Annotated in this window: 19 protein-coding genes and 4 tRNA genes; 10 read left to right on the top strand and 13 right to left on the bottom strand. The window is 52.2% G+C overall.

The window, feature by feature from the left end; genetic code table 11:
* Window positions 1–105 precede the first annotated feature (105 nt).
* The 3 genes from DYD62_RS03750 to DYD62_RS03740 form a co-directional block, all read right to left on the bottom strand.
* Entirely contained in the window at window positions 106–4,071 is a 3,966-nt protein-coding gene (locus DYD62_RS03750; RefSeq protein ID WP_115226132.1) for a Pls/PosA family non-ribosomal peptide synthetase, read from the bottom strand.
* Window positions 4,072–4,216: 145 nt separating this feature from the next.
* Entirely contained in the window at window positions 4,217–4,882 is a 666-nt protein-coding gene (locus DYD62_RS03745) for a DNA alkylation repair protein (protein ID WP_115226131.1), read from the bottom strand.
* A gap of 300 nt (window positions 4,883–5,182) precedes the next feature.
* A complete protein-coding gene (locus DYD62_RS03740) occupies window positions 5,183–5,578 on the bottom strand; it encodes an endonuclease domain-containing protein (protein WP_165928734.1) in 396 nt (131 codons plus the stop codon).
* Window positions 5,579–5,863: 285 nt separating this feature from the next.
* On the opposite strand from DYD62_RS03740, the gene recB reads away from it, so the two are divergent.
* The 3 genes from recB to recD all read left to right on the top strand — a co-directional run bounded on the left by recB (window position 5,864) and on the right by recD (window position 12,245).
* Window positions 5,864–9,508: an exodeoxyribonuclease V subunit beta gene (recB, locus tag DYD62_RS03730; RefSeq protein WP_115226128.1), complete on the top strand. Its 3,645-nt coding sequence runs from the start codon at window positions 5,864–5,866 to the stop codon at window positions 9,506–9,508.
* Window positions 9,509–9,738: 230 nt separating this feature from the next.
* A complete protein-coding gene (locus DYD62_RS03725) occupies window positions 9,739–10,362 on the top strand; it encodes a 3'-5' exonuclease (protein ID WP_115226127.1) in 624 nt (207 codons plus the stop codon).
* A gap of 191 nt (window positions 10,363–10,553) precedes the next feature.
* Window positions 10,554–12,245 (top strand): exodeoxyribonuclease V subunit alpha, encoded by a 1,692-nt coding sequence (recD, locus tag DYD62_RS03720; protein ID WP_115226126.1) that lies wholly within the window; start codon window positions 10,554–10,556, stop codon window positions 12,243–12,245.
* 255 nt (window positions 12,246–12,500) lie between these two features.
* On the opposite strand, the gene DYD62_RS03715 is transcribed toward recD, so the two are convergent.
* The 4 genes from DYD62_RS03715 to DYD62_RS03700 all read right to left on the bottom strand — a co-directional run bounded on the left by DYD62_RS03715 (window position 12,501) and on the right by DYD62_RS03700 (window position 16,723).
* Window positions 12,501–13,262, bottom strand: coding sequence for a class II glutamine amidotransferase (locus DYD62_RS03715; RefSeq protein WP_115226125.1), 762 nt, complete (start codon window positions 13,260–13,262; stop codon window positions 12,501–12,503).
* Between the two features lie 72 nt (window positions 13,263–13,334).
* Window positions 13,335–14,120 (bottom strand): enoyl-ACP reductase FabI, encoded by a 786-nt coding sequence (locus DYD62_RS03710; protein ID WP_115226124.1) that lies wholly within the window; start codon window positions 14,118–14,120, stop codon window positions 13,335–13,337.
* A 152-nt stretch (window positions 14,121–14,272) separates the two neighbouring features.
* The gene (ygfZ, locus tag DYD62_RS03705) at window positions 14,273–15,256 is read right to left on the bottom strand and encodes a CAF17-like 4Fe-4S cluster assembly/insertion protein YgfZ (protein ID WP_115226123.1); all 984 of its coding nucleotides are present in this window, start codon (window positions 15,254–15,256) and stop codon (window positions 14,273–14,275) included.
* A gap of 207 nt (window positions 15,257–15,463) precedes the next feature.
* Window positions 15,464–16,723, bottom strand: a complete 1,260-nt coding sequence (locus DYD62_RS03700; protein ID WP_115226122.1) for an AsmA family protein — start codon at window positions 16,721–16,723, stop codon at window positions 15,464–15,466.
* Window positions 16,724–16,795: 72 nt separating this feature from the next.
* Here DYD62_RS03700 and DYD62_RS03695 point away from each other — a divergent pair.
* From DYD62_RS03695 to DYD62_RS03675, 5 genes are all read left to right on the top strand, one after another.
* Window positions 16,796–16,871 (top strand) — tRNA-Asn (locus DYD62_RS03695).
* Window positions 16,872–16,922: 51 nt separating this feature from the next.
* Window positions 16,923–16,998: transfer RNA gene (locus DYD62_RS03690), tRNA-Asn, on the top strand.
* Window positions 16,999–17,080: 82 nt separating this feature from the next.
* Window positions 17,081–17,156: transfer RNA gene (locus tag DYD62_RS03685), tRNA-Asn, on the top strand.
* A gap of 83 nt (window positions 17,157–17,239) precedes the next feature.
* Window positions 17,240–17,315: transfer RNA gene (locus DYD62_RS03680), tRNA-Asn, on the top strand.
* A gap of 92 nt (window positions 17,316–17,407) precedes the next feature.
* The gene (locus DYD62_RS03675) at window positions 17,408–17,839 is read left to right on the top strand and encodes a PaaI family thioesterase (protein ID WP_115226121.1); all 432 of its coding nucleotides are present in this window, start codon (window positions 17,408–17,410) and stop codon (window positions 17,837–17,839) included.
* On the opposite strand, the gene DYD62_RS03670 is transcribed toward DYD62_RS03675, so the two are convergent.
* Both DYD62_RS03670 and DYD62_RS03665 read right to left on the bottom strand, forming a co-directional pair.
* A complete protein-coding gene (locus DYD62_RS03670; RefSeq protein ID WP_115226120.1) occupies window positions 17,836–18,630 on the bottom strand; it encodes a class I SAM-dependent methyltransferase in 795 nt (264 codons plus the stop codon). The genes DYD62_RS03675 and DYD62_RS03670 overlap by 4 nt on opposite strands.
* Complete coding sequence (locus DYD62_RS03665) at window positions 18,627–19,433, bottom strand: M90 family metallopeptidase (protein ID WP_165928733.1); 807 nt, start codon at window positions 19,431–19,433, stop codon at window positions 18,627–18,629. Before DYD62_RS03665 ends, DYD62_RS03670 begins: the two co-directional genes overlap by 4 nt.
* Window positions 19,434–19,565: 132 nt before the next feature.
* Between DYD62_RS03665 and DYD62_RS03660 the strand changes: the two genes are divergently transcribed.
* Complete coding sequence (locus DYD62_RS03660) at window positions 19,566–20,681, top strand: sialidase family protein (protein ID WP_115226118.1); 1,116 nt, start codon at window positions 19,566–19,568, stop codon at window positions 20,679–20,681.
* Window positions 20,678–21,190: a hypothetical protein gene (locus DYD62_RS03655; protein ID WP_115226117.1), complete on the top strand. Its 513-nt coding sequence runs from the start codon at window positions 20,678–20,680 to the stop codon at window positions 21,188–21,190. The genes DYD62_RS03660 and DYD62_RS03655 overlap by 4 nt, the downstream gene beginning before the upstream one ends.
* A gap of 299 nt (window positions 21,191–21,489) precedes the next feature.
* Here DYD62_RS03655 and DYD62_RS03650 read toward each other — a convergent pair whose 3' ends face one another.
* From DYD62_RS03650 to prmB, 4 genes are all read right to left on the bottom strand, one after another.
* Entirely contained in the window at window positions 21,490–22,614 is a 1,125-nt protein-coding gene (locus DYD62_RS03650; protein ID WP_115226116.1) for an ABC transporter permease, read from the bottom strand.
* Entirely contained in the window at window positions 22,611–23,534 is a 924-nt protein-coding gene (locus DYD62_RS03645; protein ID WP_115226115.1) for an ABC transporter ATP-binding protein, read from the bottom strand. Before DYD62_RS03645 ends, DYD62_RS03650 begins: the two co-directional genes overlap by 4 nt.
* Window positions 23,531–24,466, bottom strand: a complete 936-nt coding sequence (locus DYD62_RS03640) for an HlyD family secretion protein (protein WP_115226114.1) — start codon at window positions 24,464–24,466, stop codon at window positions 23,531–23,533. Before DYD62_RS03640 ends, DYD62_RS03645 begins: the two co-directional genes overlap by 4 nt.
* A 159-nt stretch (window positions 24,467–24,625) precedes the next feature.
* A complete protein-coding gene (gene prmB, locus DYD62_RS03635) occupies window positions 24,626–25,534 on the bottom strand; it encodes a 50S ribosomal protein L3 N(5)-glutamine methyltransferase (protein WP_115226113.1) in 909 nt (302 codons plus the stop codon).
* Window positions 25,535–25,633 lie beyond the last annotated feature (99 nt).

Here is a 25,633-nt window from a genome sequence, read left to right as displayed (position 1 = left end):
ATCTTTACTGATGTTGGGCGTGCAGCCCTTGGGGGATTGGGAGGGGAATATTAGTGGCTGGCGCTGCTTTTAAGGCAGCGCCATTTCAATTTAATTATGGGTAAATCAGCTGCGGCATGTGCGCCATGGTACGGCGGGGCTGCCGGTCCAGGCTTGGCCTTCGGGGATGGTTTCGCCTTTTACCACCAGCGTTAGCGGGCCAAGGCGGGCGCCGTTGCCGACGATGGCGTCGTATAGGATGGTGCTGCGCGGGCCAACGTTAACGCCGCTGCCGATTTCTACTCGGCCGATTTTCATGATGCGGTCTTCAAACAAATGGGTTTGCGGGCCAGACCATGCGTGCAGCACGGTATCGTCGCCGATGCTGACGCAATCGAACTCTGTGATATCGGTGGTATCCATAAATACCCCGCTGCCAATCTTACAACCCATGCAGCGAAACGCCATGGGCAGCCATGGGGTGCCGCGTAAGAAGTTAAAAAAGTTGGGCACGGCGATGGATTCGTAAAGGCTGGTCAGCGCTTCGCTGCGCCATACAAAGGATGTCCACATGGGCGCTTCTTTGCGGCGGTAGCGGCCGATCATCAGCCATTTCAGCGCCACAATAAAGATAAATGAACCCACGCCGTATAAAACACCGGCCATCATCAGCGCCCAAAATACGCCGTGAAAATCTTCCTGCTCGGCAAAGGGCATGACTTTTAATACGGTGAGGTAGCCAACGGTGATGATCACCGCCAGCGGCATCACGGTGCGCAGCGCTTCAACAAAGCCTCGGGCCAGGCGGCGGGCTGGGCTGGGGCGGAAGGTCAGGCTGTCGGAAAAGCCGCTAACTTGCTCTCTGGCGGGCAGTGATAAAGCGGGGCTGCCCAGCCAAGTTTGGCCAGATTGCATACGATCATTGGCCGGGGCGCGGGATTGCACGCCGATCAATACATCATCAGGGATGATGCTGCCATCGGGCACGTAAGCGCCGTTGCCCACAAAGCTGCGGTTGCCCACCACGGTGGGGCGCAGCGTCATCCAGCCGCGATCAATTTCTTCATCCCCTAGCATCACGGCGTCAGCAATAAAGCTGTCTTCCCCCAGGGTGAGCAGATCGGGCACCACGCCAATGGCGTTGGATATTTCGGTGCCACGCCCTACTTTTGCCCCCAACAGGCGATACCACCAGCCTGCGTAAACCGATGCATACAGGCCATGCAGGATATTTAGGCTGGATTCTTGAATTTGATTTGTCAGCCAACGGCGGTAATACATGGGGCCAAACACGGGCCAGCTGCCTAGCGGATTACGCGGCAACAGCAGCCAGCGTACAGCGGCAGAGCCGATCAGTGTCAGCACAATCAGCACCGCACTGGCGGGCAGTGCCAGCATCAGATAAAACATAAAGGCTTCGGGCAGCGCAACGCCTTGCTCGGTTAGATCAAACCAATGTGCATCCAGCCAGTCAATCAGCAAGAAGCTGGGAAAGACCGGCACAAAAAACAGGATGGCCACCAGCGCCGATCCACCCGCATAGGCCAAGCCATGCAAGCCGCGTAGGGATGAATTACGCACAGGCCGTGCGGGGGCTTCGGGCACGGCATCGGCGCTGCGCCTTGCTGGCGAGCCGCTCCACACCTCGGATGAGGCAATTTTTTGCCCACGGGATAAAGCCGATAAACCTTCTAGGCGGCCTAAATCTGCAATATGGGTGTCTGATTGCAAGACGGCATAAGAGCCAATATAAGCATCCTTGCCGATCGTAATTGGCCCTACTTCCCAATGATCGCCATCAACTCTAAAATTTTCAAAATTGACCGAAGCACCAATGCTTGCCCCTTCACCAATACTCAGCAAATCGTAAGCACGCACGCTGATTGCAGCAAGGGCAACATTGCTGCCGATTTTTGCCCCCAGTGCGCGTAAGTAAAGCGATTGCAAAGGCGAGCCGGTTAAGAAATACAGCGGGCAGTTATCCAGCAGGCGATCAACCAGCCACCAGCGGAAATACGTCAGCCCATAAAGGCGATAACGCCCCGCTTTCAGCCGCCCCAAAATCAGCCATTTGCCCGCAATGGCAATGGCAAAGCTAAATAAAAGGCTGCCTAAATAAACCAGAATGGATACGCCTACGGCCAGCCCAAGGCTGTCGCCCTCTTCCCCTGTCATAAAGTGATAGCTAAAAAATGGCGCCAGCCATAGCAACATGCGCAGGCCAATTAAAAATGGCAGGGTGGCCAGCTGCGCGCTGCCGCAAAGTAGCCTGCGTAAGAAAGGCACTTTGCGAATCGGCTCTATGGTGATTTGCTCTGGCTGCTGCTGTGCTAATACATCCAGACGGGTAGCAATCACTTGTAAGGTACGGCTTTGGTAAATCTCTTGCACGGTCATTCCGGCATAAGCCGGGTTGCGCCGCAATATAGAAACTAATCGCGCTGCCAGTAAAGAATGCCCGCCAAGCTCACCAAAGAAATCATCCACAAGGCGCAGTGGCTGGCCGGGGAATAAGGTGGCCAGCGCGGCAAACAGGGCTTTTTCTGCATCGCTGACTGGCTCATCGCTTTCAAGATTTTTACCCGCAGGAATAATAAGCTCGCGGGCTTTCAGCGTTTTTCTATCGATTTTGCCTGAGGTCAGCCTGGGTAATTCGCTCATAAATTCAAAGCGAGCCGGAATCATATAGGGCGGCAGGCTGCGTTTTAGCTGGTTTCTTAAAACAGCTGCATCAGCGCCTTCGGCCACCACAAAGGCCACCAGCTGATCAATGCCTGCTAGCTCGCGCAGCAAAACCGCCGCCGTACCCACACCGGCAATCTGGCACAGCGAGGCTTCAATTTCGCCCAGCTCTACCCGAAAACCGCGTACTTTTACCTGATCATCGGTGCGGCCCAGGCATTGAACCTGGCCTGCTTCATCGATACGCGCTAAATCGCCAGTGCGGTATAAACGCCGCTCATGCGGGAATTCTTCAAGATTTGAAAAAGGATTATCAAAGAATTTTTCGGCGGTTAAATCAGGGCGGCCCAAATAGCCATCGGCCACACCAGGGCCAATAATGCATAGCTCGCCGGTTTCTCCCTGCGGCAATAAGCGGCCATCTTCACTACGCACCAAAAGGCCGTAATTGGGCAGCGGCTTACCAATGGTCACCGGCTCACCACGGCGTAATTGGGCCAGGCTGGCCGATACCGTGCATTCAGTTGGGCCGTAAGTATTAAACACCTGCCGCTCTGGCGTAGCCCAGCGCTCAACCAAAGATTCTGGGCACATTTCGCCGCCCAGATTAATAATCCGTAAGCTGGACACTTCCTGACTAAACAGCGCCAGTAAGGTTGGCACAGCGTGCAGTACGGTTACTTTTTCGGCATTTAATACTGCGGGCAAGGCATCTGGATCGCCGGTCAGAATTTTAGGTGCTAGCCATAAAGACGCGCCTACCAGATAGCTGATCCAAATTTCTTCAAACGACATATCAAATGCGCACGAGAAACCCTGATACACCTTGTCATCCTGACGCACACCCAACACCGAGTTTTCGCTGCGCAAGAAATGACAAATACTGCCTTGGCTAATCGGCACGCCTTTGGGCTTGCCGGTTGATCCGGATGTGTAAATCACATAGGCCGGATGGCTAGGCAATAATCCTTGGCGGCGAAGCAAATCGCCCTCAAGCGGCGCAGACAATTGCGCGCTGCCCAATACCGGCACACCCGCGCCAGCCAGATCGCCATCACCCACCAAGAGCACCGCCGCCGCATCTTCTAGGCAAACCTGCATGCGATCAACCGGCGTATCGGCCTCAAACGGCAGCCAGGCCGCGCCCGCCTTGGCAATCGCAGCCTGCATAATCAAGAGCGCAGCACCACGCGGCAGGCAAAGGCCAACAATCTGCCCCGCTGTTACACCAAAGTGAATTAAATGATGCGCGGCCAAATCGGCACGGCGGTTCAGCTCGCTGTAGCTCAGCACCTCATCTTGCCAATAAATGGCGGGATGATCAGGAATACGCTGAGCAGTGTTTTCTAATAAATCAGCCAGCGTTTCTGCACGCAACAGTTCAGGAAGATAGGGGCCGCGAAGAATCATAAAGGTGGCTAGTGAGCGTCAAAAGAAGACTGAATTCTAACCAGGTATTTACGAAATCCTATTTTTATATTTCACGCCATGACAATGGGATTAAAACATTAAGAAAGCTTGTTGATCTGCTCACGCCACCATCTTACAACGCTGATCATAAATGCTTAGCCGCCTCTCTGCGGCTGAGTGGCGATAATTGATCGCCCATGTCTAGTAAAAACGCGCGAATAGCGCCAGGGTCGTGCCATGCGTACTCTCTGAGTGCCCAGCCTATGGCTTTCCTGATAAAAAACTCGCTTTCGGGGGCGAGCTGCCTGGTGTAGTTTTGTAAGCGAATCACATCAGTGTCGCCCTTCCAGCCCAGCTGGTGCAGCATGGCAATTCGTCTGATCCAAAAATCCGGATGAAGCAATGCGGCATCCATCTGGCTTTGCTGGGTTTTATCGGCTTTAAGAATGGTACCCATCACTTTCACTAGTCCATCAACGCTATCCCACCAAGATTTTTGTAATGCTAAATTGAGTAAGGCTGGGATATCGGTGCCGCTTAAAACTTTGACATGCCTTGCCAGTAAATCTACAGCGATATATTGGTATTCGCGCTGCGCTAAATTCCACAGGCCTTGCGCCTCAGCGATTAATTCCTGTGCGCTGGCTGGCTTGAACGCTTTGATCAAGGGCATGGTTGCGGCCCGCCGAGCTGGAGCGGCCACGCCCAGAAATTCAAACTGATCACGCTGATAGGCACGCATGGCGATGGCGGCGCTAGCATTAGCAAGCGGCTGCATGGCGCTGCGGATATGGTTTTGAAATGGTGTCATAGGGCCTCTTTATTTATTTTTCAGCTCTGATTCAGTGACTTGCAAATCCCCCCTAACCCCCCTTTTGCAAAGGGGGGAACAATATCATTCTGAGAACAATATCATTCTGAAATATTGAAGTACTTACGCCAATTGAATAAATCTTTATCCCTCCTTAAAAAAGGAAAAACTTGAACCGTTTCTTGCCTTGGGTTTTACCCCAGAGGGAATAACATCATTCTGAGTCCTAGGAGTGCTCAAGCCAATTAAATCAATCTTTGCCCCACCTTAAAAAAAGAAAAACTTGAGCCGTTTCTTGCCTTAGGTTTTACCCCCCTTTGAAAAAGGGGGGCAAGGGGGGATTTGCCTTTCAACCGTATCAAAAATCACCTGCATCACTTCGTCTAATTCTTGTAGAACCTGTTTGTTATCAAACCGCAATACCAATAAGCCCATTGCCGCCAGCTGCTGATCTCTTTCTTTATCATTTGCCTGATGCCCAGCTTCAAAATGCTGAGAACCATCCAGCTCAATCACCAGACTGGCCGCAGCAGAATAAAAATCCACAATAAAACCCGCCAAAGGTTTTTGCCGATAAAACTGCACACCCAGCAGCTGTTTGCGGCGCAGCCTTGACCAAAGCAATTGTTCCGCATCAGTCATATGCTTGCGCAGCGCTTGGGAGAATGGTTTCAAGCCTGATTTATATGGTTGCAAAATCCCCCCTAGCCCCCTTTTGCAAAGGGGGGAATGAAATCATTCTTAATCATATTTAAGTTAAGCAAGTCGAGCTTGGCCTTTTTGAAGATAAAAGAAGCAAATCACTATTTAGCCTCTTCATGCCCTTAGCTTTTACCCCCCTTTGAAAAAGGGGGGTAAGGGGGGATTTGCCTTTCAACTGCAGTTCTAAGCCCCCAAAGATATCACTCAGCTTCATCACCAAGTCAGGCTGAGCCTTTATAATCCCCTTACCGCTCATCCTCCGCCCCTTCTGGAATACCCATGAATCTTCGCCCCTTAAATCTGTTTGAGATGCCCTTAGCCGGCCCGCATATGATTGAGGCCAGCGCGGGGACGGGGAAGACTTGGACGATTACGGGCTTATATACTCGTCTAGTGATTGAGCACGGCTTAAAAGTGCCAGAGATTTTGGTGGTCACCTTTACCGAGGCCGCCACCGCCGAGCTGCGTGATCGCATCCGTGGGCGGCTGGCCGAGGTGTTGGAATCTTTCGAGGGGGAAGAAGCACTCGATCCATTTTGTGAGCAGCTGCTAATTCAACACGCGGATCGGCGCACAGAGGTGATGCGCCGCTTGCAGCGCGCCATTGCCAGCCTTGATGAGGCGGCGATTCATACCATTCACGCTTTTTGCCAGCGGGTGCTTATCCAATCTGCCTTTGAAAGCGGCGCTGATTTTGGTATGGAAATCCTCAGCGATACTGGCCCAGTGCTGGATGAAATTGCCGCAGACTTTTGGCGTGAGCAGGTTTACCCAAGCGACGCCATTTACACCGAATACTTACTTAAAAGTAAAGCCAGCCCAGAAGAATGGCTGCGGGTGGTTTATGGCCATTTAGGCCAGCCGCTGCTGCATACCGTGGAGCTGGGCATCGCTGCCGATACTGCTGCGCTCAGTGCTGCACTGCCACCCGCCATAGAAAACTACCGCCAGCTATGGAGTGAGCATTCAGCTGTCATTAAGGAAATGTTGCTGGGGCTGTCTGCCAGCAAGGCCTTAAAGCAAACCAGCTATAAGCCAGAGCAATTAGAAAAAGTCTTTTTACTGATTGATGACCATATCGCGGGCAATGGCGGCTGGCAGGATATCGACAGCAAGGAGCTGATCAAACTCAGCAGCAGTAAGCTCATCGGTGGCACCGCCAAGGGCAAATCGCCGCCTGAACACGCTTTTTTTGATGCGGTGGAATTGCTGGCTGGCCTAATCAACGATCTGAGCACCGCTTGCGCTTTGCGGCAAAAACAAGGCCTGGCCGAGCTGCGCCGCCGTTGCGATATCGAGCTGCCCGAGCGCCTAGCCCGCCGTCAGCAACTCTCTTTTAACGATCTATTGCTGCGCGTGTGGCAAGGCCTAAGCGCAGAGGGCGGCGAGCGCTTGGCCATGGCCATGCGCCGCCGCTACAAAGCCGCGCTGATTGATGAGTTTCAGGATACCGATGGCATCCAGTACGATATTTTCTCCCGCGTATTTGCCGATGGCAGCACGCCGCTGTTTTTAGTGGGCGACCCTAAGCAGGCGATTTATAGCTTTCGCGGCGCGGATATTCATGCCTATCACCAGGCCGAAGCCTTAGTCGATGCCAAAGAAAGCTTGGACACCAATCAGCGCTCGGTGCCCGCTTTAGTCACCGCAGTAAATACCCTGTTCGAGCGGCCAAGCGAGGCTTTTGTTGATCCACATGTCAGCTTTAGTGCAGTAAAAGCAGCGAGTAAACCCCGGCCAGAATTGATAGTTGATGGCGAGAATGACACGGCTGATATCAAGAGCGCCCCTTTTCGCTTTCAGTTTTTGCCCGAGCCTGAAAGCGTCTCAGAAAAAGGCGTGCAAATCAGCTGGCCCAAAGAAACCGCCAATCACTTAGCCGCCCAAATCACCGCACAAGAAATCGAAAGGCTGCTGCGCTTAGCAGGGGAAGGCAAAGCCAGGCTGGCTGATACGCCACTCTCGGGCGGCGATATGGCCGTGTTGGTGCCTGATCGTTTTCGGGCCAAAGCCATGCAGGATGCGCTTACCCTGCTGGGCGTGCCCAGCGTGCTGCGGGTAAGAGACAGCGTTTGGGAATCGCAAGAAGCCGTAGAGCTTTACACGGTATTGGCCGCGATGAGTGAGCCAGCCAATCAGGGACTGGTGCGCGCCGCGCTGATCAGCACGCTGCTCGGCAACAATGCAGCTACCCTGCTGCGCCTCGAAATCAATGGCTGGGACCAGATTGCCGATGCCTTTGCCCATTGGAAAAAACTCTGGCAAACACAGGGTTTTATTCCGATGTTCAGAGAATGGCTGGAATACCAAGGGCTAGATGGCTTGAATGTGGCGCAACGCTTACTTTCTTTGACCGATGGCGAGCGGCGGCTGACTAATCTTTTACAACTAGCCGAGCTAGTACAAGCGCACAAAGCCACGGGTCTTGAGCAACACTTAGCGTGGTTTAGCCGCCAAAATAAAAACGCAGGGGATGAAGCCCTTTTGCGTCTAGAAAGCGATGAAGACCGCGTGCGCATTGTGACTCTGCACGCCAGCAAGGGGCTTGAATATCCCATCGTGTTCTGCCCGTTTTTATGGGATGGCCGACTGCTGGGCAAGCACACCGAAGCGGTGCGTTTTCATCAGGACAATAAAGCGTGGCTGGATTTAGGCAGCGAAAATTTTGATGAGCATAAAGACAGCGCCAAGCGGGAAGCCTTTGAAGAAAAACTGCGCCTGCTTTACGTGGGCCTGACCCGGGCCAGAAATCGCTGCTATATCGTTTGGGGCAATGTAGGTTTAAAAAACACCGCTGGCTCGGCGATCAGCGACGGCCTCTCGCAATCGGCCATGGCCTGGCTGCTGCATCCACTAGCTGGAGAGCATGGCGATGTATTGGAAGCGCAAAAAGAGCATCTAAAAGCTTACGATCATGAAACGCTCTTGGGCGAAATTACGGCGCTGTGCCAGCAACAGCCAGAAGTCTTTGCCCTGCACGATGCCCCCAGCGGAGCACGAACCGGCCTGAAAACCACCCCAACTGAGCCACTGGTGTTTAAGCCCTACCTTGGAAAAAAACTCTATCCTACATGGCGGGTTGCCAGCTTTTCTGGCATGACCGCGCACAATCATTCCGAAGGGCCAGATAGAGACAGCGCCAGCAATGCGCCGGAAGCCGATTCATCTGCAGCCCCCGAAGGCAGATCGGTATTTAGCTTCCCAGAAAGAGAAGCCCCCGCCACCGTGGCCGGTACTTGCCTACACGCTATTTTAGAAGAATGGGACTGGCAGGATGCAGATATGCTGCCCGCCACCACCGCCAAAGCGCTAGAGCACCACGGTATCCCTGAGCATTGGTCAGAGGTCGTCAGCCAGATGGTGAGAGACACCGTGTCGGCGCGCCTCAATGGCAAGACGCTGACCTTAGCCAGCATCCCGCCGAAAAACCGCGTGCCCGAAATGGAATTCACCTATAGCGTGAGCCACTGCCAGCCCGAACGCCTGATTGCAGCGCTGCAACATCCATCGCTGCCGCCTGAGTTTCGAGCCGCCGCCAGCACACTGGATTTCTTCCATATCAACGGCTTTTTAAGAGGCTTTATCGATCTGGTGTTTGAATTTGATAACAGCTTTTACGTGCTGGATTACAAAAGCAATTGGCTGGGCAATAGCCTAGCCGACTATGCCCCCGCCAAGCTCATCCCCGCCATGGCCCAGCACCACTATTATCTGCAATACCTGATCTACTCGGCAGCAGTTCGCCGCTTCCTACGCCAGCGCCTGCCCAACTTTAGCGACGATCAATTCGGCGGCGTGTACTACCTATTTATGCGCGGACTAGGCAAACAAGACGGGCAAAACGGCGTGTACTTCAGCAAACCAAGCATGGAATTGCTAGATGATATTGAAGTGGCGTTGATGGGGAATGCTGCAAAAACCTAAAACCTGTAGACACAGAAAAAAGCATAAGGAATTACCTGATTAGCAAGATGCTTCAGTTAGCCTTGATAGAGAGCTAAACCTTGAACCACAGAGTAAAACGAGAACACAGAGGCCACAGAGAAATCCATAGAATCTATCGTTTTCTCCGTGAAACTCTGTGTCCTCTGTGCTCTCTGTGGTTCAAGATGTAACCATCGTACACAAACCAAAATAGCTATTTAAAAGACCCCATGATTTCATTCAACCGCCCTATCGTGATGCTGGATTTTGAAGCCACCGGCATCAGCAGCAGTACAGATCGCATCACAGAAGTAGCTGCGCTGCGGATTGTTGACGGGCAGATTACTGATCGCTTTGTCTCCCTAGTCAATTGCGGTGTGCGTATCCCCTACTTTATTACCCAGCTCACCGGCATCAGCCAAGCCATGGTCAACAAGGCACCGCCTGCCAGCGAGGTGGTTCCAGCGCTGATCGAATTTATCGGTAGCGACGCGCTGTCGGCACACAACGCCAGCTTTGACGCGAAGTTTCTATTGGCGGAAAGCCAGCGCCTCAATCTATTGCCGCAATACCAAGGCCTGCACTGCACGCTCAAACTATCGCGCCGTTTATTCCCCGGCATGAGCAATTACAAACTTGCCACCCTAGCAGCAAGCCTGGGCATACGCTTTCAAGGCACCGCCCACAGGGCCGAAGCCGACGCAGAAGTCTCCGCCCATTTGCTGATCCATATTGCCCAGCACCTGGCTAAAACCTGCAAAATGCAGCAGATTGATTTAGCCCTGCTGGAAAAAATCAGCAAAACAGCCGCCGCCAAAGTGCCGGAGCTTTTAAATAAGCAAAACAACAACTAATCGCCACAGAAAAAGACAAAACCCAAATCTTTAACCACGGAGGAAAGGAGAACACAGAGGACCAAGGAGAAAACCTATAAAAACGCTTAAAGGTTTTATCTGTGAAACTCCGTGCTCTCTGGGGTCGAAGTGGTTCAAGATTTGGTTTTTCCTGCAGTTTTTAATATTTGTTCAGCTTCAAAGAGACCTCCATGCCCGATTTTGCCTTTGAATTAAGCCGTAGTTTTGAGCGCCTTTGCGGGCCACAATCGGATGAGCTGAACGCCACCCTCGCCAAGCTGTGCGCGGCACTGGCGGCGGGGCATAGTTGTATTAAAGCTGCGCCGCTGAGCAGCCCCTTAATCGGCAGGCCGGGCGAGTTTAAGCCGCTCACACAGGATAAAGACCGGCTCTATCTCACCCGCTATTGGTGGTATGAATCGCAGCTGGCCAAGCGTTTGCGGCAACTGGCTGGTGAACGCTGTGATGTGGATTTAGCTAAGCTAGCCACACTACTGGATGAATTATTCCCTGCATCCAGCATTCAGCCAGATTTGCAAAAAGTAGCTGCCGCAGCAGCGGTGATGCAAAAGCTAACGGTGATTTCCGGCGGGCCGGGCACGGGTAAAACCACCACCGTGCTGCGTATTCTGGCCGCCTTGCAAATCATGGAAAACAACACCCTAAGCATTAAAATGGCCGCGCCCACCGGTAAGGCTGCAGCCAGAATGAGTGAATCGGTGCGGGAAAGAAAATCCAGCCTAGCTGTCACGCCCGAAACGCTGGCCGTCATCCCAGAAACCGCATCTACCCTGCACCGCTTACTGGGGCCGAGACCCGATGGCAGTTTCAAGCATCATGCCGCTCATCCACTGGCGCTGGATGTGCTGGTGGTGGATGAAGCATCGATGATCGATCTGGCCTTAATGGCCCAGCTGGTGGAGGCCCTGCCCGCCCATGCCCGCTTGATTTTACTGGGGGACAAAGATCAGCTGGATGCGGTAGATGCCGGTGCGGTATTTGCCGAGCTGTGCAGCCTAAAATCGCCCAGTGCCGATTTTATTCAAGCACTCAAAAGTGCTACGGGGGTGGAGATTGCAAGCAGTAAAGCCCCAGCCAGCAGTGTGGGCAATTCAGTGATGAATTTAGAACACAGCCACCGCTTTGCCGCAGGCGGCGGCATTGGCAAGCTGGCAAGTTTGGTGAATTCTGGCGACGCCAAGGGCGCATTGGCACTCTTGCAGCCGGATGATTTATTTGCCGAGGCAGAAACAGAACTCGGCTGGCAGCCCAATAGCAAAACACTGCTCACCCGCTGCGATCAGGGTTATGCAGCCTACTGGCAAGCCGTACAGGCAGGCAATGTGGAGGCCGCTTTTGCCGCCTTCGATACCTTCCGCGTGCTGACGGCTTTACGCGAAGGCCCTGCAGGAGTGATGGGGGTGAATCAGCAGTTAGAAGCACACTGGCAGGCCAGAAATTTCATCCCCGAAAACAGCCTCTGGTATGCGGGCCGCCCGGTGTTAATCACCCAAAATGATTACGGCGTGCAGCTCTATAACGGCGATATCGGCCTGACTTTTATTGAAAACGGCGCGCCCCGCGTGGCCTTTAAAGGCGAAGGCAACACCCTGCGCTGGTTCAGCCCCGCCCGCCTGCCCGCTCATGAAACCGCACTGGCCCTTACGGTACACAAAAGCCAAGGCTCAGAATTTGACGAAGTGATTTTATTACTGCCAGGCTTACTAGAGAAGCCGCACGAACTGCTCAGCCGCAGCCTAATCTACACCGGCCTTACCCGCGCCAAGAAAAAGGTAGAGATTTGGGGCAGCAATGAAGTGCTGAGCAAAGCCATTGCCAAACAATCGATTCGGCAAAGTGGATTGGCGGCGGCGTTGAGGTAGCGCTAAATCCCCCCTAGCCCCTAATACCGTTCACTTAAGGTATTGGTTTTGCTTCCCCCTTTGTAAAAGGGGGATTGAGGGGGATTTTCCTTTGGTTTTTTGCTTATTTAAGCTCAGCGTCAACTGCAAATCCCCCCTAGCCCCCCTTTTTCAAAGGGGGGAATAAACACATCAAACTTATGTAGATGCTTATGCCCATTCGCCACTTCAGCGCTGCAGCTTCTCCTTTGTAAAAAAGGACTCGAGGGGGATTTCTTACCCCGGCATTCCATCTACAAAGCACAGCAGCTCTCCCGGCTGCATTTTGGTCCATGTTTCATTATCGGTTAGCGGCTGGGTGGCAATGACGGCGACCCGGTCGTTTTGTGTGGTGACTTCAGAAAAATCCACACTTACATCGGTATCATTTAAATGCGCCAACGCAAAAGGCGCTTTGCGTACGATGTAATGCAGATCAGTGCTGCAATGGGCAAATAAGGCGCTGCCATCAGAAAGTAAAAAATTAAAAGTGCCAACCGCCATCAGCGGCTTAGCCAACTCAGCCAAAGCTTGCTTTAAAACGGGCAAAGGTGGGCAGCTTGCAAAGCGCTGACTTAGCTCGGATAAAATCCAGCAAAAAGCATGTTCACTGTCGGTATTACCTACCGGCAAAAAACGGCTGCTGCTTAAATCTGGCCGTTCTGGCAAATTGCCATTATGTGCAAAAATCCAGTAACGCCCCCATAGCTCTCGGCGAAATGGGTGAGTATTAGCTAGGCTAATCTGCCCCTGCGTGGCCTTGCGAATATGGGCAATCACATTGGTGGATTTAATCGGATAGGCACGCACCAGATCAGCAATAGGTGAGCTGGCCGAAGGCAGATAATCCAGAAACATGCGGCAGCCATCGCCTTCAAAAAAAGCAATTCCCCAGCCATCAGAATGATGATCTGTCAGCCCGCCACGACGCCGGAACCCTTCAAAAGAAAACACAATGTCGGTAGGCACATTGCAATTCATACCGAGTAGCTGGCACATGGCCTTATTCCTTGTACTTATAAATGCAAAAAACGCCCGGTGACGGGCGTTTTCAATGGAGTAAAAGCGTGATCAGCTTTCCATTGCGCCCGCACCGTGGCTAAAGCCACAGTCCACCATCACCACTTCACCGGTCATGCCGGATGAAAGGGATGACAAGAGGAAGGCGGTAACATTACCCACTTCTTCTTGTGTCACATTGCGTTTCAGTGGAGTGCCATCGGCAGCGCGTTTTAACAGCGTGCTGAAGTTAGCAATACCAGCTGCAGCCAGTGTTTTGATCGGGCCGGCAGAAACAGCATTCACGCGAATAGCACGATCACCGCCTAAAGCAGCAGCCATATAACGTACATTGGCTTCTAATGATGCTTTAGCCAAGCCCATTACGTTGTAATTAGGGATAGCACGCTCTGCGCCCAGATAAGTCATGGTCACTAAAGAAGCGCCTTCGCTCAGCATAGGGCGTGCAGCTTTAGCTAAGGCTGCAAAGCTGTAGGAGCTGATATCGTGAGCAATGTGGAAAGCTTCGCGGCTGAGTGCATCGAGGTAATCGCCTTTCAGCGCTTCGCGTGGAGCAAAGCCAATAGAATGCACCAGGCCATCCAGCTTGTCCCAATGCTTGCCCAGCTCTACAAATACTTCGGCAATTTGCTCATCGCTGGCCACATCACAGGGCAGAACCAAATCAGTATCGAAGTCTTTTGCCAGATCAACCACGCGCTGGCGCAAGTTTTCACTTACATAAGTGAAAGCCAATGTTGCGCCTTCACGTTTAGCTGCCTGAGCAATGCCGTAGGCAATAGAGCGGTCTGATAACAAACCGGTAATCAGGATTTTTTTGCCGGCGAGAAAGCCCATACAAACACCTTTAATATATGTAATTAAGATACAGAGGGCGGATTATAGACGAAACCGCGCCCATTGACGCCAATGATCATCGTGAACAGCACTTTAAGCTTTGATTACACGCTGTAAATCAAAGCTTAAAGAGGTGGCAGACACGATATATTTTATAAAGAGTAAGGTAAATCAAGCATTTCTAAAGCTGGGCCATCTGCTGCAGCTAAATGCAAACCATGCTCCAAGCTGGCAATCTGAGCCACCAGCAAGACTTCCCACACACCTTTTTCTGCCTGTGCAGCCAACACCAGCTTACCACTGGCTTGGCCATTCATTTCACTACTAAATACGTCTTGCCCTGCTTCGGCCAGCTCTGTTGCAATGCGAGCACGATACATCCGGCGTTTCAGCTTACCCAAATATTGCGTTCGAGCCACAATTTCCTGCCCCGGGTAGCAGCCTTTGGTAAAACTCACGCCGCCAATTAAATCCATATTGGCCATCTGAGCCACAAAAGCCTCTTGTGTGGCCGCGGTAATCCAAGGCGCACCAGCCCGAATATCGCTCAAACGCCAAAGTGATTCTGCTGCCGCCACAATGCCTGCTGCGGCTAATTGCTGCCAGAGCGCGGGGGCTGCATCTACGCTGATCACCAGTTGATATCGCTGGCCAGGCAAGGCAATCACAGTGCAGTTTTCTGCATGCACGCTGCTAAAATCAGCATCAGGCAAAGCGCCTAATACGGAGGACAATTTTTCAGCCGCTAATGGGCCCGCAACGCCCAATAAGCAAAGCTCGCCGCTGGCATCTCTGGCCTTGGTTTTTGAGCGCATCACAAACATAGACAGCCGCTTTTGAATGGCTTCCTGCAACTCGGCGGCAATCTGCAAGCAGTAATCATCCCCACGGCGAAACACCAGAAAACTAGCCAGCATGCGCCCCTTTGGGGTGGAATAGCTTGAGTATTGCGCCGAGTTTTCGCCCAAAGCCCGCACATCACTGGAAAGCTGGCCTTGCAAGAAAGGCTCTGTTTCATCGCCACTAAAAGCAATCACCGCAAAATTTGTCAGCGGGCTCATCACAGCATTTTCTGCTAAGGCCTGCAGCTCGTCTGCGCCATGTTGCAATTCGCCCTGTAGATCTGTCCAAGCCATGGAATGCCCTGCTGTTTGCTAGAAAAACGCCATTATAAAGATTTTCATGATCAGCAAGCGAATTGGCGGGAGATTAGCGGTGTAAATTTTAATACGGGATATATTCAGGCAAAAGTAAGCGAAGCCCTGCAGAGCACATCCATCCTTGATGTGCTCTGCAGAGTATTCATGTTTGCTTAAAATTGAGGCGTTTTTATACAGGGCAAGCTACTGAAGCAGCTCATTGACGGATGTTGCAGGTGGCTGCTCACCCGTTCTGGCCGCATTACCAGAATTTAATGCCGGCTTGCTAAGATCACCAGACAGACGGATTTGATTTGCAATCGCTAACACGCCCGCTTGCAAGCGCCCCGAAACCGAGCCATTAATCCGGCCTGCGGCAATTTGCACTGCACCCTGAGCATTAAATTTACCCGCCCCCAGTGCCATGCCTTGCAACTGCACGCTGCGGTCACGGATCAGCATTTTCCCTTTTAAAGTATCAAAGCGCGTTTGCCCACCGCGGCCAGCGGGCGTTTCACCCGCACGCAGCTGGGCGACTAAATCCATATTATGAATGGCCCCATCTCGCAGCAAGAAACTGGCATCAAGCTGCGGATGCGCAAAAAGCTTTAAATAATCTGCGGCGCTGTATACAAATTGCACCTCTGCATCCATTCGGCCGGATACAAAAGTAGCCGGGCTGAATATTTTGCTCAGCGGCTCGGTGTGAATCCCCTTGGCCAGCAGTTGCCCTTGTAAGTTCCAGTCGGTTTGCCGGGTTAGCTGTGCCTTACCACTTAAAACACCGCCATAAGTTTCACCCCGGATATCGTCAATCAGCAAGCCTTCCGGTGAGCCTTCGCCGCTTAAATATAATCTTTCAAAGACAACCGGATAGCCAAGAGGAAGCTCCCAGCTGCTGGCTTGTACCGTTACGCCAATATTGTCGCCCTTAGGTTTGATATGCACATCAAGATGGCCTTGTTTATCAGCCAGCTGCAAATCATCCATAGCCCCATTTTTTGCAAACCGGATCACGCCATCAATCGGCCCCAGCTCACCCTGATCTAATATAACGCTGGCCTTCGTCAGCACCACATCACCCAAAGTAATGCGATCTTGCTCGAGTGCGGCAAAGCGTTTAGGCAAGGTAAATGCAAGTGCTGGCTTTAATTTCACCCCCGCCACGGTTACATTTTTCAAACTTTTACCATGTTGAAGCACGTTAAACAGGCTGAGCGGCACACTTATTTGTTCAATTTTCCCTGCTTCACCATCAATTTTTACATTATTAAGCGTAAAAACGGGCCAAGGCTGATAGGAAAACTCGACCGTTTCGAGTGAAACTTGTGCTTGTAACAGCGAAGAAAGGCGTTTTTCCAGCTGAGGTTTATAGTTATTCAAAGGCAAAATCAGCGGCAGACATGCAATTACTACAAAGAATAAAAGTAAACAAAACAACAGTGTTCTTGTTTTTTTCATCATAACGTCTCGAATAATTCATACTTTGTGTTGACAGAAAGGAGTTCGGATTCTACCATACGGGCCTTCATCGATTCCCTGATAGCTCAGTTGGTAGAGCGACGGACTGTTAATCCGCAGGTCCCTGGTTCGAGTCCAGGTCGGGGAGCCAAGTAATCTTACGATACAAGGCTTCGATGATAAAGTAGGTAAAAGTTGTTATTCCCTGATAGCTCAGTTGGTAGAGCGACGGACTGTTAATCCGCAGGTCCCTGGTTCGAGTCCAGGTCGGGGAGCCAAATATTTAAAGGTGCTGCTGAAAAGCAGCTTCTTTTTTCTGAGGTATCGTATTTAGCACTCAGAAATAAAAAACAGTTTTATTCCCTGATAGCTCAGTTGGTAGAGCGACGGACTGTTAATCCGCAGGTCCCTGGTTCGAGTCCAGGTCGGGGAGCCAATATTTAAAGGTGCTGCTGAAAAGCAGCTTCTTTTTTCTGAGGACAAGTAATAAGACCTCAGTCATAAAAAACCAAGTTTTATTCCCTGATAGCTCAGTTGGTAGAGCGACGGACTGTTAATCCGCAGGTCCCTGGTTCGAGTCCAGGTCGGGGAGCCAGTTAAAAAACCACAGTGCAAACTGTGGTTTTTTTTCGTCTGCGGTTTACCTGCCACGCTACTTTACCGACTTCCCAATTGAGCATTTACGCTATGAATCCAAACGAATTAACCGGTCTGCAATTACTGCAAGCCATGGCTGATGGCAAACTGCCTGCGCCCTCCATTACCCAAACCATGCCGATGAGCATGGTGCATATCAGCGAAGGCCTAGTGCGTTTTACCGCACAGGCAGATGAACGGCATTTAAATCCTATGGGGGGCGTACACGGCGGTTTTGCCGCCACCGTACTTGATTCAGTCACCGCCTGCGCCGTACACAGCATGCTGGAGGCAGGGTCCAGCTACGCCACAGTCGATTTAAATGTGAAGATGGTAAAAGCCATTCCTAAAAACACCGGGCTGCTGGCCGAAGGCAAGATCTTGCATATTTCCAAAAGCATCGGTGTTTCAGAAGGATCAATCAAATCAGCAGATGGCACCCTGCTGGCCCACGCCACCGCCACCTGTGTGATTCGGCGCTAGCCCCGGCTCAATGGTAAATAGCCATCAAAGCGTGTGCTTTCCCCGCCAAAAACAAAATCAGGCTTCACTCCAGCCATAACCGGTGCAATACGCGGGCGTTTTACAATCACCCGTTTTTTGGCGATTTGTCTTGCAGGAAATAACAAATCATTCGCATCCGGATCATCGCCAATCACGGTTTGAAATGCCGCCATTTCTTTTTTTGATTTGGCGCGCTTTGTCGGGTCTGGAAACATCGGGTCTAAAAAAACCACGTCAAACTCTGGCTCGACGTCAGGCGGATTAAATAAATAGTTAACCGCCTGGCCTGCCAGCAATTTAGCCAGCTCCTGATGGCCATCGCCAAACACTAAACGCATTCTGCCCACGATTTTGCCAATAGCGGCATCAGCCTGTGCGCGGCGTAAACCATCCAGCAGCAGGGCCACGGCCACAGGGGAGCGCTCGATCAGTGTAACTTCGCAAGCTAAAGAAGCCAGCACAAAAGCATCCCGGCCAAGGCCTGCCGTGGCATCCAGCACTCTGGGTACGTATTCGCCTTTAATCCCCACCGCTTTGGCCACCGGCTGGCCACGACCTCCGCCAAATTGCCGACGATGTGCCGCCGCTCCGCCTACAAAATCGACCGCAACCGTACCTTTCTCGCCAAGAGTCACCAGCTCTAGCCGCTCATTTTGCCAGCAAAGATAATGGGCAGCGCCCTCAGGCAACTCGCTCCAGAGCGGCAAGCCCAAAGCGCTGATTTCTCCGCAAATTTCAGGGCTTGCCCCTGTCTGCAACAAGCCAATCATACCCAGCCTCCCATCATAAACACGGGCCTGTATTGATACTGCGGTCTGCGCGTGGCAGGGTCCTGGCGATAAAATAAACTCAGTTGTTGATACACGTCGGGATAACTCTCAAGCAATAAATGGGGGGCAACAAAGAACGTTTCGCTGCACACAGCCAGACATTCTGCCGGATTTTCTGCCGCATAGAGATCAATTGTGCCGGTTTCGCCCATCGCGGCCTGCCGGCTGATGGCCTGAAACGCCTTAGAAAACACTTTTTTCCAACGTGCGTAGTTCATGCCCTGATGCAGCGGCGGGCAGCCATTGGCGCTGCCGGAGCGCATATCCAGCTTATGCGCCATTTCGTGTATCACCACATTGCTGCTGGGGTGATAAGGCGCTTCAATCACATCCATCATCGATAGCAAAACGGCACCCTGATGCCGCGCCTGCCCGGATAAAACACGCATTTCCTGATGCACAAGACCGATCGAATCAGTGTAAAGATCACGGCTAATAAAACGCCCCGGATACAGCACCACCTCCTGCCAATCGTCATAGGCATCAAAGCCCAGATTAAGAATCGGCAGTGTGGCCTGCACGGCAATCAGCAAGCGCAGCTCATCGTTGATCTCTAAACCATGCACTGGCGTAATGGTCTTGGTATGTAAAAACCATGCGGCGTGGTCTTTGAGCAGAGCCAGATCAGCCTCATTTAAACCACGCAATAAAGGCAAGAGCAGCATCTTTTGCCATAAATGATCTTGTACAGGCTGGCTGGCAAAAAAACGCCGCCGGCTGCGCTGGCGCAAAAAATTAAACATAGGGCTCATCCAGCAAAGGGCATATCCAATGAGATGGGCATGGTTTTATGCAAATCAAGCTGGCAACGGCGGCCCAAAGGTTTTCTCCCAAGCAATATCAGGTAAACTCGCTGACCTTACTGAATCGATCAGATGACAATGACGCTAAAAGGCTCCACTTTGCTGTTTGGCTTAGTTGCAGCATGCTTACTGGCTATCAACTACCAGAAAAGCCCTGCAGACATGCGTTTTGCGCTTGCAAAGCAGCCACATCTCACCGCCAGCACCCCACAAATGGAAGTGCAACGCTTACGTGCGCCCGTGCCTGCTGCGCATAGCGCCAGCATTATTGCGTTACCCAACGGAGAGCGGATCGCTTTTTGGTTTGGCGGCAGCCGTGAAGGCGCTACAGACGTCAGCGTTTGGGCTTCCCGCTATCAAAATGGCCAGTGGATACCCCCATGGATTGTTGCTACACCCGCACAAAGTTCTAAAGACCAGTGGCGCTATATTAAAAAAGTAGGTAACCCGGTGCCGGTGCTCGATAGCCAGGGGCGTTTGCAGCTATTTTATGTATCGGTCTCCATGGGCGGCTGGGCCACCAGCACGCTCAACCGCATGATCTCGGTTGATAACGGCCACAGCTGGGGGCCTGCAAGTAAAATCATCACCAGCCCGTTTTTTAATCTATCCACCCTAGTGCGCACCCATGCCGCCCAGCTTGAAGATGGCGGATTTTTGCTGCCTGTGTATCACGAGCTGGCGCGAAAATTTGGCGAAATACTGCAGTTTGATAAAGACGGCAAACTGGTCCGCAAAATCCGTATGAATGCAGAAGGTGAAAACCTGCAACCCGGCATCATCGCCTACAGCGCCACGGATGCCTTTGCCCTGCTCAGAAACAGCGGGCCTTCCCGCCAGCTTTTACTGCAGCAAACTCACGATGGGGGGGCCAGCTGGTCACCGATTCAAAATCTGAATGTAAAAAACCCTGATTCGGCTATTGCCGTAGAACGCATGCCGGACGGCAGGCTGATCATGGCGCATAACCCGCGTACAGACGGGCGCAGCGAATTAGCACTCAGCATCTCGCCTAATGGTAAAGACTGGAAAAAAGTAAAAGTGATTGAAGATACCCGTGGCATGGAGTTCTCCTACCCCACCCTACTGGTTAACGACGAAATCATGGATCTGGTCTACACATGGGAGCGCTCTGAAATCCGCCATGTACGCTTTAACCGTGCTTGGCTGGATGGAGAAAAATCATGATTGCTTCACTCACAGGATTACTACTCTGGGGCACTACCGGTGCAACACTGGCCGCTGCAGGCTGGAAAAAAAATCGCTTATTAATCGCCGCCGGCGTGCTCCTTATCCTTGCCTCGCCATGGTTACTGGGCCTCTTGAGTATGCCCAGCTTGGCAACGTTGGGCTTGGCCTGCGGCGTATTATTCAAACAAAAACTACGCCCGGCCTTAGCGGGCTGGTTGCTGCTCAGCGGCCTTGCACTCTATTCATCGGCGCTGGGATTTTGGGCTTTTGATGTGTATGTGCTGGGCTATGCGCCACAAGTGCTGCTGATCTGGTGCGCCATCTCACTGGCCCTTGCCTGGCAACAAGGGCATAAAGCTTTAGCCATCGCTTGGTTGCTGGCACTGGCACTGTTTCCGCTTGGTGTGCTGGAAAGTGCCAATCTGTGGGATGCCCTGCTCGACCCGATGGCAATGATCACCGGCGCGGTGGCTTTATTGCTGAGCTTAAAATCAAAGGCTGATTAATCCAAAGTGCGCCGGTAAAACTTCAGCGCAATCAGCATAATCAGCGAGGCAAAAGCAAAGAGTGGCCACTATAGCGGCCATTAATATCCAACACTGATTAATCCAAAGTGCGCCGGTAAAACTTCAGCGCAATCAGCATAATCAGCGAGGTAAAGGCAAAGAGTGGCCACTATAGCGGCCATTAATATCCAGCACTGATTAATCCAAAGTGCGCCGGTAAAACTTCAGCGCAATCAGCATAATCAGCGAGGTAAAGGCAAAGAGTGGCCACTATAGCGGCCATTAATATCCAGCACTGATTAATCCAAAGTGCGCCGGTAAAACTTTAGCGCAATCAGCATAATCAGCGAGGCAAAAGCAAAGAGCGGCCAGATGTCGGGCCACAAATCAACCCAGCTGTTGCCTTTCAGCAAGATGCCCCGAATCAGCCGGTTAAAGTGAGTTAAGGGCAATATTTCACCAATAGCTCTTGCCCATGCCGGCATGCCGTTGAAAGGGAACATAAAGCCCGACAAAAGTAAGTTGGGCATAAAGTAGAAGATGGTCAGCTGCATAGCTTGCAGCTGATTCTGCGCCAGCGACGACAAGGTGATTCCAACCGTCAGGCTGGTGGCTACATAAATCAGCGTCACGCAATAAACCGCAAATAAGCTGCCCTGAAACGGCACGGAAAAAGCCCAATATGCAGCCAGCAAAATAATACTGCTTTGCACCAAGCCGATCAGCACATAGGGAATGATTTTGCCGCTCATCACTTCCAGCGGTGTAACGGGCGTGGCCAGCAGGTTTTCCATAGTGCCGCGCTCTCTTTCCCGCGTCATCGCCAGCCCTGTCATCATCACCATCGTCAGCGTTAAAATCACCCCCATCAGCCCCGGCACCACATTGTATTGCGTGATGCCTTCGGGGTTGTAATGCCGATGCACATTCACACTGAAGGCCGGCCCCGCAGCTTGCGACTCTTGCAAAGCGCGCTCCTGTACGATCACCGCCTGAGCAATTTGCTGCACCGCGCCCAGCGCCATGCCGGTGGCAGCAGGATCGGTGGCATCGGCTTCGAGCAGCATTTCTGGCTGCCCGCCACGCAACAGCTCACGCGTAAAATCGGCGGGGATATGCAGCACAAACTGCACCTTGCCCTGAGCCAAGGCTCGCTCCGCTGCAGCTTCATCGGGTATTGAGCCAACAATCTTAAAATAATCAGAATGCGCCATCGCAGCCACAAAGCTGCGGGTGATTTCGCTATGATCACTGAGTAAAACAGCAGTAGGCAGCTGGCGCGGATCGGCGTTAATGGCATAGCCAAAGAGAATCAGCTGCACGACAGGCAGGCCAATAATCATGCCAAAAGTGACTCTGTCCCGCTTAAGTTGCAAAAACTCTTTGCACACCATTCCCCACCAGCGCGTCCAGGACCAATTCATCGCTCGCCCCCAAAATTATCTTGAGCACGCTGCATCAAATAAATAAACACGTCTTCTAATGAGGTGGCAATCGGCGTGACATGGTTAATCCCCAATGCAGCAAAGCATGCTTCAACCCTGGCCGCATCGTGGCCGCTGACATGCAGCATTTCGCCAAACACCACCGTTTGGGCAATTGCCGCTTGGGCACGCAGCTGATCAGACAAGCCGGTTAAACCTTGGCCCGCTATCTGCCAGGTCTGCAGGTTTTGCTCTGCAATAATTTCACTGGCACGTCCCTTAGTCAGTAAGCGGCCATAAGCGATATAGGCCAGCTGATGGCAGCGCTCGGCCTCGTCCATATAGTGAGTACTAACCAAGACCGATATGCCCTGAGCCGCCAGCCTGTGCAGCTCTTCCCAAAAATCCCGCCTGGCGGTTGGATCCACGCCGGCAGTGGGCTCATCCAGCAGCAGTAATTTAGGCTGGTGCAGCATACAGGCAGCAAGTGCCAGCCTTTGCTTCCAGCCGCCCGATAACGAGCCGGTAAGTTGCTTAGCCCGGGATTGCAGCCCTAGGCTTTCAAGCGCCCTGTCCACCACTTCAATGCGATTGGGCATCTGATACATACGGGCGACAAAATCTAAGTTTTCACGGATGGAAAGATCATCCCAATAAGAAAACTTTTGTGTCATATAGCCCACATTGCGTTTAATCCCGGCGGCCTGGCTGCGAATATCAAACCCTAGGCAGCGACCACTGCCTGCATCCGGCGTTAGCAAGCCGCACATCAGACGTATCGAAGTGGTTTTGCCGCTGCCATTCGGGCCTAAAAAACCATAAATCTCGCCCCGTCCCACCTGCAATGACAAGTCATTTACCACGTGTTTATCGCCAAAGTGCTTGTGCAAGCCTTGCACATCGATGACCCAATCACTCATGGAGTCACCGTAACCGGCTGGCCGGGATGCAGTGCTTTGGGGTTTTCGAGTACGGCCTCAAGGCGATAAACCAATTTGCTGCGAGTTTGCTCGCTGTAAATCACCGGCGGAGTGTATTCAGCAAGGGCAGAAATAAAATCCACTTTGGCCTGGACAGGGGCGGCGCACTGATCACAAGTGGCCTTGATCTTCTGCCCAAGTTTAAATTGGCTTAAGGCGCTTTCAGGCACAAAAAAACGCAGCTTAATCTGCTCTGGCGGCAGAAGCTTAACGACGGGTGCACCCGCTTTAATCCATTCGCCTTCCCTGTAAAGCGTATCCACCACTAGGGCGGATTTGGGCGCAGCCACGCTTTTTTGCTCTACCAGCCACCTCGCTTGCTGCAAGGCGGCCACGGCGGCTGACCACTGCGCCTTGGCGGCTTTGAGCTGCTGATCGCGGGCCGGAAGCGCAGCAACCTGCTGTTGATTTTGTAATTCGCGCACGCGGGCGGCGCTGCTTTCGGCGGCGGCAAGCGCCTCATCCAGCTGAACTTGTGAAACGGCGTGCTCCGCATAGAGCTGGCTGATGCGGTTTTTTTGCCGCAAAGCATCATGAGCGGTGGCACGGGCCTGAATCAGCTGCTCGGCAATCACAGCGATTTCCGGCGCTCGTTTTCCCGACTGCAAATCCTGCCACTGTGAATGGGCGGCCTCGACCTGCTGCTGTGCCTGATTTTGGGCGGCCATTTCTTTTTCGGCATCTAAGGCAAATAAGGGCACTTTGGCAAGAACCTGCTGACCCCGTTTCACCCAAAGCTGATCGAGACGCCCTGCCTGTGAAGATGAGATATACACATAATCCCCTTCCGCATAGCCCTGATAACTTGCCCGCTCTGACACGCTGCATCCGGACAGCAGCAAAACCAAGCCGTAAACCCAAGATGGCTGCATAAGAATCCTTATGAAATCTTTCTTCAGCCTAGACCTTACACCAAAGAAAGTCATAGCAACTGCGATGACGTCAAGCTATGCCCTTGGGCCCACAAAAAAAGGTGCAAGAAAATAGTATTTTCTTTGCACCTTTTTGAATCAAACCGCTCATTAAGCCGTTTACATCCCCGCCTCAACCAGCATTTCCCGCGTCAGCAAGAATACAAAACCATCACCGCTTTCGGTATCCAGCCACACAAAAGGTAACTCAGGGAAGCTGGCTTCCAGCTCTTCACGGTTGTGGCCAATTTCTACCACCAGCACGCCCAACGGATTCAGGAAGCGAGTGGCTTCTTCCAGAATACGGCGGGTAATATCTAAGCCATCTTCACCGCTGCCCAGGGCCATTTCCGGCTCGTGCAGATATTCTGGAGGAAGCTCTTCTACCGAATGCGCGTCTACATAAGGTGGATTAGAAATAATCAGGTCGTACAGCTCGCCTTCAACTGCGCTGAATAAATCGGAATCCATCAGATCAATGCGCTCGCCCAAGCTATATTCCAACACATTGATTTCCGCCACATCCAGCGCGTCTGGCGACAAATCCAGCGCATCAATCGCGGCATCAGGGAAGGCATCGGCCATCACAATCGCAAGGCAACCGGAGCCGGTACATAAATCCATCGCGCGGTGAATCAGCTCTGGGTATTCAATCCACGGTGTTAAGCCGCCCTCACGGATAATCTCGGCAATAAACGAGCGCGGCACAATGGTGCGCTCATCAACATAAAATTTATACTCGCCAAGCCACGCTTCCTTGGTTAAGTAAGCAGCCGGTTTGCGGGTTTCTACACGCTCTTTTAATACCGCCAACACTTGCGTTAATTCTTCTGGCAGTAATTTTGCGTCGTACATGGGCTCTAAGCGATCGAGCGGCAATTTCAGCGTGGCTAAAATCAAATAAGCCGCTTCATCCCAGGCGTTGTCAGTACCATGGCCATAAAACAATTCGGCCGCGTTGAAACGGCTGACCGCAAAGCGATGTAAGTCGCGCACGGTGGTTAAGTGTTGCGAAGCGTGATCAAACATTGCGCTATTCCGTCAGGTTTAAATATGGGCGTTAGTTTAACCGATTGGCGGGCTTAGAGCCTGTTTCACTGTTGTCCGATGGTCGGTCAGGGTATGCAG

Origin of the sequence: Iodobacter fluviatilis (assembly GCF_900451195.1) — a bacterium.
Classification (GTDB): Bacteria; Pseudomonadota; Gammaproteobacteria; order Burkholderiales; family Chitinibacteraceae; genus Iodobacter; species Iodobacter fluviatilis.
Note: the sequence above shows the minus strand (reverse complement) of the source record. Positions and strands in the feature narration are given on the sequence as shown.

Excerpts from the sequence above, each read along its gene's own strand:
- DYD62_RS03750 (WP_115226132.1), bottom strand. The coding sequence starts at position 4,071 with ATGATTCTTCGCGGCCCCTATCTTCCTGAACTGTTGCGTGCAGAAACG.
- DYD62_RS03745 (WP_115226131.1), bottom strand. The coding sequence starts at position 4,882 with ATGACACCATTTCAAAACCATATCCGCAGCGCCATGCAGCCGCTTGCT.
- recB (WP_115226128.1), top strand. The coding sequence starts at position 5,864 with ATGAATCTTCGCCCCTTAAATCTGTTTGAGATGCCCTTAGCCGGCCCG.
- DYD62_RS03725 (WP_115226127.1), top strand. The coding sequence starts at position 9,739 with ATGATTTCATTCAACCGCCCTATCGTGATGCTGGATTTTGAAGCCACC.
- recD (WP_115226126.1), top strand. The coding sequence starts at position 10,554 with ATGCCCGATTTTGCCTTTGAATTAAGCCGTAGTTTTGAGCGCCTTTGC.
- DYD62_RS03715 (WP_115226125.1), bottom strand. The coding sequence starts at position 13,262 with ATGTGCCAGCTACTCGGTATGAATTGCAATGTGCCTACCGACATTGTG.
- DYD62_RS03710 (WP_115226124.1), bottom strand. The coding sequence starts at position 14,120 with ATGGGCTTTCTCGCCGGCAAAAAAATCCTGATTACCGGTTTGTTATCA.
- ygfZ (WP_115226123.1), bottom strand. The coding sequence starts at position 15,256 with ATGGCTTGGACAGATCTACAGGGCGAATTGCAACATGGCGCAGACGAG.
- DYD62_RS03700 (WP_115226122.1), bottom strand. The coding sequence starts at position 16,723 with ATGATGAAAAAAACAAGAACACTGTTGTTTTGTTTACTTTTATTCTTT.
- DYD62_RS03675 (WP_115226121.1), top strand. The coding sequence starts at position 17,408 with ATGAATCCAAACGAATTAACCGGTCTGCAATTACTGCAAGCCATGGCT.
- DYD62_RS03670 (WP_115226120.1), bottom strand. The coding sequence starts at position 18,630 with ATGATTGGCTTGTTGCAGACAGGGGCAAGCCCTGAAATTTGCGGAGAA.
- DYD62_RS03665 (WP_165928733.1), bottom strand. The coding sequence starts at position 19,433 with ATGTTTAATTTTTTGCGCCAGCGCAGCCGGCGGCGTTTTTTTGCCAGC.
- DYD62_RS03660 (WP_115226118.1), top strand. The coding sequence starts at position 19,566 with ATGACAATGACGCTAAAAGGCTCCACTTTGCTGTTTGGCTTAGTTGCA.
- DYD62_RS03655 (WP_115226117.1), top strand. The coding sequence starts at position 20,678 with ATGATTGCTTCACTCACAGGATTACTACTCTGGGGCACTACCGGTGCA.
- DYD62_RS03650 (WP_115226116.1), bottom strand. The coding sequence starts at position 22,614 with ATGAATTGGTCCTGGACGCGCTGGTGGGGAATGGTGTGCAAAGAGTTT.
- DYD62_RS03645 (WP_115226115.1), bottom strand. The coding sequence starts at position 23,534 with ATGAGTGATTGGGTCATCGATGTGCAAGGCTTGCACAAGCACTTTGGC.
- DYD62_RS03640 (WP_115226114.1), bottom strand. The coding sequence starts at position 24,466 with ATGCAGCCATCTTGGGTTTACGGCTTGGTTTTGCTGCTGTCCGGATGC.
- prmB (WP_115226113.1), bottom strand. The coding sequence starts at position 25,534 with ATGTTTGATCACGCTTCGCAACACTTAACCACCGTGCGCGACTTACAT.